The 12657-nt window shown below is 59.4% G+C and carries 15 protein-coding genes; 3 read left to right on the forward strand and 12 right to left on the reverse strand.

The annotated features are described in order from the left end of the window. Nucleotides 1-79: 79 nt before the first annotated feature. The 3 genes from O3299_RS08075 to O3299_RS08085 form a co-directional block, all read right to left on the reverse strand. A complete protein-coding gene (locus O3299_RS08075) occupies nucleotides 80-1534 on the reverse strand; it encodes a hypothetical protein (protein WP_305061998.1) in 1455 nt (484 codons plus the stop codon). A gap of 188 nt (nucleotides 1535-1722) precedes the next feature. Beyond that, nucleotides 1723-1902, reverse strand: coding sequence for a YodC family protein (locus O3299_RS08080; protein ID WP_305061999.1), 180 nt, complete (start codon nucleotides 1900-1902; stop codon nucleotides 1723-1725). 554 nt (nucleotides 1903-2456) lie between these two features. Continuing rightward, nucleotides 2457-3359 carry a LysR family transcriptional regulator gene (locus O3299_RS08085; RefSeq protein WP_099667828.1) on the reverse strand — a complete coding sequence of 301 codons (903 nt, stop codon included), beginning with the start codon at nucleotides 3357-3359 and terminating at the stop codon, nucleotides 2457-2459. Between the two features lie 105 nt (nucleotides 3360-3464). On the opposite strand from O3299_RS08085, the gene O3299_RS08090 reads away from it, so the two are divergent. Together O3299_RS08090 and O3299_RS08095 are read left to right on the forward strand one after the other, a co-directional pair. Next, complete coding sequence (locus O3299_RS08090; RefSeq protein WP_305062000.1) at nucleotides 3465-4547, forward strand: YeiH family protein; 1083 nt, start codon at nucleotides 3465-3467, stop codon at nucleotides 4545-4547. Between the two features lie 105 nt (nucleotides 4548-4652). Further along, the gene (locus tag O3299_RS08095; protein WP_099667826.1) at nucleotides 4653-5294 is read left to right on the forward strand and encodes a LysE family translocator; all 642 of its coding nucleotides are present in this window, start codon (nucleotides 4653-4655) and stop codon (nucleotides 5292-5294) included. On the opposite strand, the gene O3299_RS08100 is transcribed toward O3299_RS08095, so the two are convergent. Then, a complete protein-coding gene (locus O3299_RS08100) occupies nucleotides 5295-6062 on the reverse strand; it encodes an alpha/beta fold hydrolase (RefSeq protein WP_305062001.1) in 768 nt (255 codons plus the stop codon). An 85-nt stretch (nucleotides 6063-6147) separates the two neighbouring features. Here O3299_RS08100 and O3299_RS08105 point away from each other — a divergent pair, with 85 nt between their 5' ends. Next, the gene (locus tag O3299_RS08105) at nucleotides 6148-6906 is read left to right on the forward strand and encodes a helix-turn-helix domain-containing protein (RefSeq protein ID WP_305062002.1); all 759 of its coding nucleotides are present in this window, start codon (nucleotides 6148-6150) and stop codon (nucleotides 6904-6906) included. On the opposite strand, the gene O3299_RS08110 is transcribed toward O3299_RS08105, so the two are convergent. The 8 genes from O3299_RS08110 to O3299_RS08145 all read right to left on the reverse strand — a co-directional run bounded on the left by O3299_RS08110 (nucleotide 6903) and on the right by O3299_RS08145 (nucleotide 12651). Then, nucleotides 6903-7544: a CatA-like O-acetyltransferase gene (locus tag O3299_RS08110; protein ID WP_305062003.1), complete on the reverse strand. Its 642-nt coding sequence runs from the start codon at nucleotides 7542-7544 to the stop codon at nucleotides 6903-6905. The genes O3299_RS08105 and O3299_RS08110 overlap by 4 nt on opposite strands. Before the next feature lie 98 nt (nucleotides 7545-7642). Beyond that, the gene (locus O3299_RS08115) at nucleotides 7643-7969 is read right to left on the reverse strand and encodes a hypothetical protein (protein WP_289897754.1); all 327 of its coding nucleotides are present in this window, start codon (nucleotides 7967-7969) and stop codon (nucleotides 7643-7645) included. A gap of 79 nt (nucleotides 7970-8048) precedes the next feature. Next, nucleotides 8049-8921, reverse strand: coding sequence for a hypothetical protein (locus O3299_RS08120; RefSeq protein WP_305062004.1), 873 nt, complete (start codon nucleotides 8919-8921; stop codon nucleotides 8049-8051). A gap of 140 nt (nucleotides 8922-9061) precedes the next feature. Further along, nucleotides 9062-9457 (reverse strand): DUF5071 domain-containing protein, encoded by a 396-nt coding sequence (locus O3299_RS08125; RefSeq protein ID WP_305062005.1) that lies wholly within the window; start codon nucleotides 9455-9457, stop codon nucleotides 9062-9064. Nucleotides 9458-9470: 13 nt separating this feature from the next. Beyond that, complete coding sequence (locus tag O3299_RS08130; RefSeq protein ID WP_305062006.1) at nucleotides 9471-10685, reverse strand: MFS transporter; 1215 nt, start codon at nucleotides 10683-10685, stop codon at nucleotides 9471-9473. Between the two features lie 38 nt (nucleotides 10686-10723). Beyond that, nucleotides 10724-11350, reverse strand: coding sequence for an energy transducer TonB (locus tag O3299_RS08135; protein WP_305062007.1), 627 nt, complete (start codon nucleotides 11348-11350; stop codon nucleotides 10724-10726). Nucleotides 11351-11492: 142 nt separating this feature from the next. After that, the gene (locus O3299_RS08140) at nucleotides 11493-11780 is read right to left on the reverse strand and encodes a pentapeptide MXKDX repeat protein (protein WP_099667818.1); all 288 of its coding nucleotides are present in this window, start codon (nucleotides 11778-11780) and stop codon (nucleotides 11493-11495) included. A gap of 100 nt (nucleotides 11781-11880) precedes the next feature. Beyond that, nucleotides 11881-12651 carry a molybdopterin-dependent oxidoreductase gene (locus O3299_RS08145; RefSeq protein WP_305062008.1) on the reverse strand — a complete coding sequence of 257 codons (771 nt, stop codon included), beginning with the start codon at nucleotides 12649-12651 and terminating at the stop codon, nucleotides 11881-11883. Nucleotides 12652-12657 lie beyond the last annotated feature (6 nt).

Below are 12657 nucleotides of genomic sequence, written 5' to 3' on the forward strand. Positions count from 1 at the left end.
GTGCGGCCCATGCTTCCAGGGATCGGTAGATGTAGCCCCACACTTGTAATTTCGCCCGTACGGCTAGGCACTGTATCGCTTAGGCGTACGCGACTTCCCGAATGCGATCACGGATGAAATCTTCTTCCGGCCTGCTTGTTGGATCGCTTGCCTTTTTCTCTAGCAAGACAATCAAGTCGGAATCGAGAATCGGGATGATGAGTCCGCGTCGGTCTGTAAATACGTCTTGGCAGCGCTTAATTAAAGTCTGGTAGTTTTCGACTGAGCGGCAAACCAACATACCAAACTCACCCCGCTGAAAGGAAAATCGCCCGACGAGTTGATCCACCTCGGGATTCGCCACGTCCTTCCCATAATTCTTACACTCGACAACAATGTAGTGTGCGGGAATCTTCCGAGTATCCATAAGGCGGTAGAACTCGCCGTCGCGAGCTGCGTTGTCAAACACAATGTCGATACGTTTGCGACCATCATGGATTTCACGTTCCTTCTGGGGGCATGCAAGACTTGGGTAAAAGATAAGTTCAAGAATCCCCGTGATCAGATGGTGGTAAGCAGTTGCAGCCTCATTACCACTGGGTGTGACAGTCAGCTTATTGGCAAGATACAAGCAAATTTCAGGAATGTTCGAGGCACTAATTTCGCTATGATCTAATGGCTTCGCATGCTTAGTCGTGAACTCCCGGAACCCCTCAAAAACGCCCTTATGCTGCTGCGTGAAGCCAGCGATGAAGTCCTTCTGCGGCGGGTATTCCACTGCCAATTCCTTCTTCAGAACGTACGCATCGCCGACTTTCTGCCCTCTCTTTGGTTTCCGATGACGAACAAACGGTCCATTGGAGGCAAGTTGTGCACGCTTGACAAAATTGAGGACAAACTGACGGTGATATATGTCCGCGGAATATGCACGCCCGTAGGATACAATACACTTCGGAACCAGCAGAATCGGGCGTTCATCCACGATAAGCATCCTCTCATGAGACCACTGCCATTGACGGTTCTGCGAATCCCACCATGGCCCAGTAGCAACCATGTCCCTCATCTGGATACCATGAAGGTCGCACTGCGTCTGCGTATACTCAATAAGGTTATGACGGATGATATTAGTCGTCATATCAGATACTTTATCAGGACCGACGCCATGGACAAAGATGCGAAAATCTTCCAAATGCTCCAGGACGCCAGTTTCGATTGCACGGCTGCTCATCACGCTCTCGAAAATATCGCTTGCATTCTCTCCGCCTACGCCACGACCGTTAGGGGTGCCTACAGACGACCCTAAGCAAGTTTCATTTGGCTCGTGCAAGTGGGAGAAAAGTTCACGAGCGTCGTCTTGACCGCCGTCTTTGATAAGAGCGAGGAAGTAATTAAAAAAGCTTGATATCGTAGAGTGGCATTTCTCGGCGAAGGGATGGTGGGATGCACCGATCAGGTGTGAGTCCACATACAACCCAATATCCTTATCAGGATCAATATCAATGAAGTCAAGTTCTGCTTGCGTCTTACCCAGTTTGAACAATTTGCTTAACTTCATAACGCTCCAATATTGCAACAGAAAGTTGCTTCATCGGCAAACTTACATGCTTGCAGTCAAGTAAGCAACTGGTATTTTATGCAAACGACTGACCAATTATACAATTTTCATAAAATACCAAATTCCCTACGGTAAATGGGGAGGATGAAAGCCCAACGCCACAAGCTCCGGCGCTGGGATAAAACCTGTTAGTACGGTGACTCTGGGACGTACTTCGAGAGCGTGGCAGCGACGAACGTGCTGCGTTCCACCTTTTTACTCTGGGACCAGACACAATCAATATCCGCCCCATCAACAGCCTCAACCGTCATCAACTCACCGCCGCTTCTCAAAATAACAACATCACCCACTTTAAATGCGTCTGCCATTTTCAAGCTCCTTAGTTTCCCATTGGAAAAATTTCCTTGGAACCATGTACATTGTTCTTTAAAGTATAAATTCAAGTGATAAATTCCGTCTAACCCCACACATTTAAATTTTCGCCTTCCGCCTGTTCTGGTAGTAAACCAAAATGCGGTACAGGAGGCCTGTTTCCTGCTGATTCCTCTGCTCACACTCTTCTGCCGTGTGGGGAACAACTGCCGTCAATCCAGCCCGCATGTAGAAGTCGAGTAATAGACTGTCCCCTGACAGACGTAGTAGTGAGATTATTTTCCTGGTTCGTTGCGCATTGATGGCAGCATACGCACCGTCACCTGAAGCGCCTTCTGCAACGCATTGGAACGGTTCCGGACCTCATACGTCACGAGATCGAGCGCTGCGAAGAAGGCGGATTTATCAATGATCGTCTCGGACGTCAGCCCGCAAGCTCACCGGATGGCGGCCCGGCCAGTGACAACCAGGCGCGCGGCCACACGAGAACTAGCCGCATGTGACTTCACGCCTGCGTCCTCCACCGCCCATACAATTGCCGCGCAGCAAACTACCCCGCCATGCGCGACGCGTGGCGGCACAATTCCAGGAAACCCGTCAAACGGGGCGAAAGGATCTTTTTGGACTGGCGAATCAGGTAAAAGTTGCGTTCCAGGGGCGGCAGCATGGTTTCCAGTTCCACCAATTGCCCGCTGGCCAGCAAATCGGCCACCACCACCCGCGACAGGCAGGCGATGCCCAGCCCGGCCGCTGCGCCATATTTGATCGCTTCCGAGTTGCTGAACTCGCCCGCGGCGCGCAGATAGTGCAGATACGGCACCAGCGCCTGCTCCACGGCTTCACGCGTGCCCGAGCCCGCTTCGCGCAGCAGCCAGCCGGCCTGGTTCAGCTCCGTAAAACTGAGCAGATGGCGCAGTTGCGCCAGCGGATGCGTGGGCGCGGCCACGATCAGCATCTGATCCGTCAGCCACGGTTCCACCAGCAAGCCCGCTTCGTGGCACGGACCTTCGATCAGGCCGATATCGACACGGAATTCCGCCACGGCGGCTGCGATATCGGCCGTGTTGGCAATCGTCACCTGGGGAATGCTGCGGCCGTACTGCTGCGCTGCCTGCGCCAGGATCTGCGGCAGCAGATAAATGCCGATGGTCGTGCTGGCGCCGATTTGCAGGCTGACGGGCACGGACGGGTCGGCGCCCGCGAACTGGCGCTCGATGCTGGCGGCCCCGTCGCGCATCTGCCTCGCCTGCGGCAACAGCAGGCGGCCATTGTCGTTTAGCAGCAATCGCTTGCCCACCCGGTCGAACAGTTGCGCGCCCAGCAGCGCTTCCAGTTCGTTCAGGGCCGCGCTGGTGGCCGATTGCGACAGCGCAATGTGTTCGGCCGCCGCGCTGGTGCTGCCCGTGTCCGCCACGGCCAGGAAAATCTGTAACTGCCGCAAGGTCAACGCCATTTTATTTACCTATTTTATCGGTTAAACATACAAAAACAATCCGTTTTACCATTTAATCGACGAACTGTACAGTCATGCCATATGCATAAAAACATGGAGTACGGCATGTCTTCCCTCTCAAGCACCAATACAACAAGTTTCAGCGACCGCTACGGCCGCCTGCTGCCGGGCCTGCTGCTCAGCGGCGTGATCGCCTATGGCGCCATTGCGCTGGGCAAGCTGGAATGGATGCAAAGCCACGGCATGAGCGCGCTCACCCTGGCCATCATGCTCGGCATCGTGCTGGGCAACAGCGTGTATGGCCGCCTGGCGCCCACCTGCGGCGCGGGCGTGGCCTTTTCCAAGCAGACATTATTGCGACTGGGCATCATCCTCTACGGCTTCCGCTTGACGTTTCAGGATATCGGCCAGGTGGGCCTGGCCGGCATCGCCATCGACGCGCTGGTGCTGGCGTCCACGTTTGGCCTGGCCATGTTCCTCGGCACCAAGGTGTTCAAACTGGAACGCAACAGCGCCATCTTGATCGGCGCGGGCAGCTCCATCTGCGGCGCGGCGGCCGTGATGGCAACCGAGCCCGTCGTCAAGGGGCGCAGCGAGGATGTCACCGTGGCCGTCTCCACCGTTGTTGTGTTCGGCACCATCGCCATCTTCCTGTATCCCTTGCTGTACCGGTGGAACCTGGGCTGGCAGGTGCTGGGCGCCACGCCCACCGCGTTCGGCGTGTACATCGGTTCGACCGTGCATGAGGTGGCGCAAGTGGTGGCGGCTGGCAAGTCGATCGGGCAAGAGGCGGCGAATGCGGCCGTGATCGCCAAGATGGTGCGCGTGATGATGCTGGCGCCGTTTCTCGTCATCCTGTCGGCGGTCTTGGCGCGCAGCAAGGCCAGGAGTGGCAACGGCAGCCACGACAAGGCGGCCAAGCTGGCCATCCCTTGGTTCGCCTTCATCTTCATCGGCGTGGTCGCCTTCAATTCGCTGGGCCTGCTGCCAGCAAGCATGGTAGCCACCATCACCGATATCGATACGGCCTTGCTCGCCATGGCCATGGCGGCCCTGGGCTTGACGACGCACATGTCGGCCATCCGCCGCGCCGGCATCAAACCCCTGCTGCTGGCCGGCCTGCTGTTCTGCTGGCTGATCGCCGGTGGGGCCGCCATCAACCATGTGGTCGCCAGCCTGTTTGCATGACACTCGCCGCTGTCGGGCCGGGGTAGCCGACACGGGAGTCGAAAACTTCGTACAATAAGCGTGTTTTGACTCTCAATCCGGCTCCGGCCCCACCCAGGAACACCCATGCATCTCTCGAACTGGCTGCTTTTCTGCAGCGTCGCCCTGCTCGTCACGTTTTCTCCCGGCCCGGCCGTCCTGCTGGCCATCTCGAATGCCATCGCCGTCGGACCGCGCCGCGCCATGATCAGCAGCATGGGCAATGGTTTCGGCTTGTTCATCATTTCCGGCGTGGCCATGGCCGGCATGGGCGTCGTGCTGGCCACCTCGGCCACGGCCTTCATGCTGCTGAAACTGGCTGGCGCCCTGTACCTGGTGTTCCTGGGCATCAAACAATGGCGCAGCAAGACCAGTGTCGTGGCCGATGCGCCCGTGGCACCCGGCGCGGCGAATCCCAACACGTTCTGGAAACTGTTTCGCCAGGGCTTGACGGTGGCGCTGACGAATCCGAAAGCCATCCTGTTCTTCTCGGCATTGTTCCCGCAATTCATCACGCCGGGCGAACCGGTGGCCATCCAGTTCACCGTGCTGACGACCTCGTTTGTCGCCTGCGCCATGCTGGCCCACTTGTTCTACGCCAACCTGGCGCGCCTGCTGAAAACCCAGCTGGCCACGCCGGGCCGCGCCAAGCTGTTCAATCGCATCTGCGGCGGCGCCTTCGTCTTGCTGGGCCTGAGCCTGCTGCGCCTGCGCAGCAAGGCCGCGTAACTAGTCTTTTTCCGTCAAGAACGCCTCAATGCTGGCCGCCAGGGCCAGCGGCGTTTCATTCATCGGATAGTGTCCCGCATTGCCCAGCACCTCGAGCCGGGCTTGCGGGTACCACGCCAGATACGTGCGGCGCATCAGGGCCGCGTCAAAACGGGGGTCGTGCTCCCCCACCAGCGCCAGCAACGGCAGTTCCACGCGCGCCGCCTTGATTTCTTCACTGAAATCCGTCCCGCTCCACGCGAGGAAGTAGCGCGCAAACGCGGCCTGATCCGCACTCTCCCACGAATATTGCGCCTTCCAGTCCAGCCAGGCGGCAGGCAAGCGTCCGCCCGTGCTGCGGTCGATGATGGCGCGCCGCGCCTGCTGGTTGCCGCTGGCGTCGAGAAACAGTTGCCGGGCCGCCCCGTCGAACGCCACGCCGCAGCTGGGCACGGGCGCCACGGCCACCAGTTTGCGCAAGCGCAAGGGCGCCATCAAGGCCAGCCGTTCCAGCGCCATGCCGCCCATCGAGTGGCCCACCACGCTGAAGGTGGCAAAACCGAGCGCATCGGCCAAGGCCAGCGCGTCGCGGGCGACCTCTTCCATCGAATACCCACCCGCCGCGCCACGCATGCCGCCATAGCCGCGATTGTCCATGAAGACATAGCTGAAAGCGCCGCCGTCGAGACCCGCTTCCATCGGGGAAAAAGCGTGGGCGTCGCCAAACCAGCCGTGCAGGACGATGACGGCGTGCGGGCCATGGCCCACGCGATGATAGGTATTGTGCATGTTCACTCCTGAAAAGAGTGTGATGGTAAGCGGCCGGCAAGCGGCCCGCCTTCGATGACAGGTCAAATGCTGTAGAGTATGGGCCATGGATGATTTTTATACGGAAGTGCCCCGCCCCTTGATCGCCACGGCGCGCGACCATGCCGCCGATGCCGTCTTTCCCAGCCATAGCCATGCGCGCGGGCAATTCGCCTATGCGGCGCGCGGGGTCATCAGCGTGCACACACCGCAAGGCAACTGGCTGGTGCCGCCGCAGCGGGCTTGCTGGGTACCTGCCCGGCTTTCGCACGGCATGCGCATGCATGGCGCCGTGACCATGCACAATGTGTTTATCGACGCACCCGCCATCGCCGGGATGGGCTTGCCGCCCCATTGCCAGGTGCTGGACGCCTCGCCGCTGCTGCGCCAGTTGCTGGCCGAGGCCGTGACCCTGGATGCCTTGTATGCGGAAGCATCGCGCGCCGGACGACTGATGGCCTTGCTACTCGACGAGATTGCCGCCGCCAAGCCCCTGCCCCTGAGCGCCCCGCTGCCGCAGGAACCCCGGCTGGCACGCCTGTGCATGGACATGCTGCGGCAGCCGAGCCTGGACAGCAGCCTGGATGCGATGGCGGCGCAGGCCGGCATGAGCCGGCGCACCTTTACGCGGCAATTCCGCGCCCAGACGGGGCTGGCCTTTGCCCAATGGCGCCAGCAAGCGTGCCTGCTGGCGGCCATCACGCGGCTGGCGGACGGGCAAGCCGTCACCCGTGTCGCGCTCGACCTCGGCTATGCCAGCCCCAGCGCCTTCACGGCCGCCTTCCGCCGCGTGCTGGGCCAGGCGCCCAGCGACTATCTGGCCTAGGCCATAATGGCGGCGATGCGCTGCGACAATGCCTGTGCCAGTTTCTGCACGTGGTAGCCATCGACAAAGCCATGGTGGGCTTGGGCGGAAAACGGCACCCGCATGCGGCCATCCTCTTGCGCGGGGCCAAACTTGCCCCAGGTAAATGTCGGGATATCGGCGTCGCGGTGGCGGTGTATCGGGTGTTCGATGGCCGCCAGCTCCAGCCACGGCAGGCAAGTGATGAAGATATTGTTGCGCTGCTCGCGCTCGGTTTCCCCCTCGCCCGTATTGATCAGCGCGGAGCTGGCTTCCGCGAAGCGCTTGGCTGCCAGGCTGCGTTCGATGAACAGGTCTAACTGGTCCGTCATCGTGAAACGCGTGTAGTTCAGGTTATCGTCGCCGTTGATGACGGTATAGGAAGCGGGAAAATCGTCGATCCTGATCACTTCGCCCTGGTAGATGCGGTACATGAACTGATCGATCTCCCGCACCGTGTTCAGCAGGCAAAACAGGAAAAAATGAAACACGGGGATTTTCCGTTCCTTGCACCAGGGCCGGAAGTCCGGCACGTCGAGCTGGAAGTTGATATTGACGAGGGGATTGTCGAATGCCCGGAACAAGTCGTAGCGGTCGCGCCGCTTTTCAAAATTTTTCATGCGGCGAGTGTAGACGATGGGGGGGCTGGCGGGCAAGTCATGCCGTATCGGCTTGCCAATAACTTATCAATGCGACATGGAGCACCAATCGCTCCCTGTTATTCCTCACTGCGGCTTGACTGCCTGGCGCGCAAATCAAGAAAAACATGCCCCAGGATTTTTCTGCCGTGTATATCGACGATCACCGTCAGATAAGTATCATCGCGGGGAACGGGAATGCCGATGTGCTGAAACTTTCCATCTGACGACTCATAAATATGCGCGACCTGCCAATTCCAGTCCGCGGCGTCGCCAAAGTCACTCCCGATGACCAGATCGGCATATGCCCAAAGATCGACGACTTCCCTGGCGGTCTCGGTCACCTTCAGCATGGGTGCATGGAAGGTTTTTTGATATTCGTCATTCGACAGTAACTGTGTTTTCATTTTTTATCTGCATTTGGCCGCCGACCGGGATAAGCCGGTCGCAAGCCTCCCCGTATCGGGAGGCTTATTTCCGCCGGAATTACGACGCTTGATTAATCTCGTCGTCTATCATATTGGCGAACAGGTCGAAACTCAGGATACCCGTGCCGATGCATGAAAAGACTGTCGTACCCGCCGCATCCTTGATCGTCAATCTCTCGGTCCAGTCATTCTGATTCATGCACTTCAGGCTGGCGCCAGGCCAGGTGACGCCGTCCACATGCAAGCCCTGCGCCGAGAAGGCCAGTTCCTGTGTCTTGACATTCAGGAAATTGCCGAAGAAGCGTTTCTTGTATACCTCGCCGCTGCTGATGTAGCGGAAAGTCACGCGCTCGCCGTCCGCCAGCTTTTGCTTCAAGACGGGCATGCGGCAATCCAGGTAACGGGAGCGAAATTCGTCCATGAATTCGTCAAAGCGCTTGAGTTCTCCGGTAGCCCATATCCAGGGCTGGTCGGCGCCCGTGCGGTAGGCAAAGTTATTGATCATGCCGGTCATGGCGGTGGAACCGCCGGCAAACAGATACAGGTCCTCGATATCGGCAAAGGCGGCGTAACTGCGAATGCCGTTCAATTCATGCACCACACCGTCTTCATGCAATTCAAAACGGCTTTTCCGCCGCTTGAGCATTATCGCGCGCATGACCAGTACCAGCACGGCGAGCAGCAATAGAAAAGCCGCCGTGCCGTACAGAATAGTCAAATTGCTGTGCGTGCCCAGCTTGGCGCCATTGCGCAAGGTCATGGCCTGCGTATCGGTCAGTGTTTTCTGAGGGATGGTCGTGCTCAGGTACAAGACAAAACCTGCCACTGCCGCCAGGATCGCCGCAAATACCGCAAACAGCCTAGGCACCGTCTTGCCATGAAAATACACGGCGAGTGCTTTATTGGTGTGCGGGATACTAAAATTGCCCATGTAATCTTCCTGTTAAATGATAGGGAGGGTTTTACAACCCGGAGGTCGAAATATATTCGGCCCGGATTGTCTCCTATCTATTACAGGAATGGCCACACGCACGCACATTCAATACTGATTTCCTACAATAATGCCCCTGATTACTGGCCGGCCACAGTTATTATCTGGCATTGCAGAATTTCCCGAGCCACCTCGGCCACGCCTTCTTCCCGTTCTCCCATTGTCGGTGCATGGGCGAAGCGTTGCAATTCGCCGTCCAATTCGAATGCCAGCTCCCGTGAATGGCGCACGATGCCCTGCAATACAAAATACTTCCATTGTTCGTCATTACCGGCCAGCACCGTTTTTATATAGGGGGCAAGGCGCGGCCCGATGCCGGCCAGATACGGCAGGAGCACGCCGGCCACCGGCCAGTTCACATCTTGCACCCATTCCAGGATCTGCGGCATGGCTGGACGGACTTCCTCCCAGCTCAAGGCGATCAGGGCTCGCGCGTTGCGCGTATCGTGTTTATCGCGCGGCAACGGCAGGCTCATGCGAAGCGTCCCCTCATGCGGTGCCGCCATGCGCCAGGCCCCGCTGCACCTTCCACGCCAGCGGCAAGGTCAGCAGCAATACGGCCGCCAGCGCCAGCAGGGCCGTGTGCACGCTCGTATGGTCGCCCAGCGCGCCGAACAGCACGGGCGACAGCGCCCCGCCGCCGATGCTGCCCGTGTAGAACAGGGCGAACGCATGTTCGCGCTTGCCGGGTTCGGCCAATTCCGGCACCACGCCATACAGCACGGATGAAGTGCCATTGAGCGCCAGCCCCAGCAAGGGCAGCATGGCCATGACGCCGGCCAGCGGCAGCCACAGGGCCAGCACGATCAGCAGCGAGGTCATCGATTCCGTCAGCCACACGGTCTTCATCATGCCGATGCGCGCGCCCAGGTAGCCGCACAGCAACTTGCCGAAGGCGCCACCCACGAACAGCAGCGACAGCGCCACGCCGATGCCGGCCGTGCCCGCGCCCTTGCTTTTCAGCAAGAATGGCAAAAAGGTGAGAAAACCCATGCGCACGGCGCTGTCCAGGGTGCCCGTGGCCAGCAAGGCGCGAAAGCTCGCCTTCGAACCGCTGCCGGCGATGGTCTTGCCCGCCTTCTTCGCGCCCGCCTGCAGCTCGCCCGGTTTCGGCAGCAGCCACCACAGCAAGCCGGCCGCCGCCAGGCCCAGCAAGCCCAGCAAGGAGACGCTGGCTTGCCAGCTGCACACCAATAACAGCAAACCCACCAGCGCGGGAATCAGGGTCTTGCCGATATCGCCGGCAAAGTTGTAGTGCGACAGCGCTTCCTTCACGCCGCCGCCCGCCTCGTGCGTGTCGGTGACGATGGAAGACGCCAGCGGGTGCTGCGTGCTGGCGCCCAGGCCGCCCAGCAGCAAGGCGATCAGCAAGACGGCCAGGCCGCCCGCCTGCCCCGCGATCAGGTAGGCGACGCCGGCCAGCGCCGTGCCGCCCACGAGCATGCGTTCGCGCCCCCAGCGCTTCGCCATGCGGCTGGCCAGCAGCTGGAAGCCGGCCATCATGCCCGAGTAGGAACCGCGCAACAGGCCCACCATGGCGTAACTGATGGCAAACTGCGCCTGCCAGATGGGCAGGAGCACATAGATCACGTCCGTCAAGCCGTCATGCACGGCATGCGCGCTGCAGGCGGCGAACAGCGAGCGGCGGCGGATCGATTTGTCGGAGGGGGACGATGCGGTGGCAGCGGCGGATGGTTCAGTCATGACTTCGGCAGGAAAACGATGTGGAGAGTGCAAGCTTACTACAGGGGTTGACGGCGCAGCAGCACCTTGCCATACGTGCTCCAGCTACGCGTGCCGCCAACTTCAGGATCGATGGCAAAACGGCAACCCTGCACATAGGTAACCGCCGCCTCGACCAGTTCCGCTGGCAGGCCTGGCGCTTCGGCCACGATACGTGCAGGGGCACCTTCGCTGCCGATAAACATGCGCAGCACTATGCCGCTGTCATTGCTGGCCGATTTGTCGAGATTGTTATAGCCCTGGACGCGCTGGGAAGGCTGGCAGCTGCCGGGTACCAGCAAGGGACGCAAGAGCTCGGTATCGTCCAGGTCCCATACATATTGAACACTAAAATTTTCCTTGGCCGCTCTATCAGCAGGGAACACGCACTGCCGCACATTGCTCAGCGCCGCATCGTCCAACACTTTCCACCCCGAACTGCGTGCCACGGATGCCGTTGCCACCTTGCCATCCTGCCCCACGGAAAAGCGCATGCTCGTTTTACCTTCCAGTTCATACAGGCGCGCCTCGTGCGGATACACTTGCGGCGGACAGGTCGCGCCCGGCATCGCCTGGCCAAGCCCGGGCAGGATGGCCAGCACCGCTGCCGCACAGCGTAATGGGAAGCTTGCTTCATGCATCGGCATCGTTACTCCAGCAATTGCTATTAAATAAGTTTTCAATTTTAGCAAATTGCCATGAACACCAGCAAGCCGCTGGCGAAACGACGACAGGCGCGCCACCCGGCGAGGATGGTGCGCCTGCCCATGCAAAACCTTGCTTGCACGCTTACTTGGCCATTGCATCCTTGGCCATGCCATCCTTTTTCATCTCATCCTTCTTCATGCCGTCTTTTGCCATGGCATCTTTCGCCATGCCATCCTTGGCCATGTGGTCCTTCTTCATGTGTTTCTTCGCCATCGGCTTGTGCATGCCATCCTTGCCCATGGCGTCCTTGTGCATGGCATCGGCCGAGGCGTCCTTGGCCATGGCGTCTTTCTTCATGGCATCCTGGGCAAACGCGGCGCCCGACATGAGGATGGCGGAAGCAATCAGGGCGGTGATGGTGGTTTTCATGATATGTCCTTGTCTCTGGGTTATATGGGCGAGATTGCCCGGTGGTAAAGCTGTTGCCGTGCTACGGGTACTGCCAAGCTACGGGTACTGCCAAAATTGTTCAAGAGCCGCCGAACCAGTTGTAGCCCTGATTCTCCCAATACCCTCCCGGGTAGGTGTTCGTGACGAAAATGGCCTGGATGTGCTTGGGATTCTTGTAGCCCAGCTTGGTCGGCATGCGCAGTTTCATCGGGTAGCCGTACTTGGGCGGCAATTCCTGGCCGTCGTAGCTCAGGGCCATGATGGTTTGCGGATGCAGGGCCGTGGCCATGTCGATGCTGGTGAAATAATCGTCGGCGCACTGGAAGCCGATGTATTTGGCCGTCGTGTCGGCGCCGACCCGCTTCAGGAAGTGGGAAAACGGCACGCCGCCCCACTTGCCGATGGCGCTCCAGCCTTCCACGCAGATGTGGCGCGTGATCTGGGTTTCCTGCGGCAAGGCGCGCAATTGCGGCAGGGTCCACGGCTTCCTGTCGGCGATCAAGCCGCTCAATTCCAGGCGCCAGGCGTCGCCATCGACTTCTTCCACTTCATCTTCGCCGTAATACGCGTTGAAGGGGAACGGCCGCGTGATCATGGAGTCCGGGTAGGTCGGCGCCAGCTTGGTCGGGTCGAACAGCCAGCCCTGTACCCTGTCGTTGAAGCGCGACACGGCCGCCAGCGCCGTCTCGATGCCGGACGGGTCGCTGACGTTGCAGCCGGTCAACAAGGACAGGCCGCCCAGGGTCAGGCTGCGCTGCAGGAACAAACGGCGCGACGGTTGCTTGATCTGGCGCAAGGCGTCGTCCAGCATGGCCTGGCCCTGCCTTGGCACGAGGATGGTTTTTTTCATGATCGT

This window comes from Janthinobacterium sp. SUN176 (assembly GCF_030587335.1).
Classification (GTDB): Bacteria; Pseudomonadota; Gammaproteobacteria; order Burkholderiales; family Burkholderiaceae_D; genus Janthinobacterium; species Janthinobacterium kumbetense.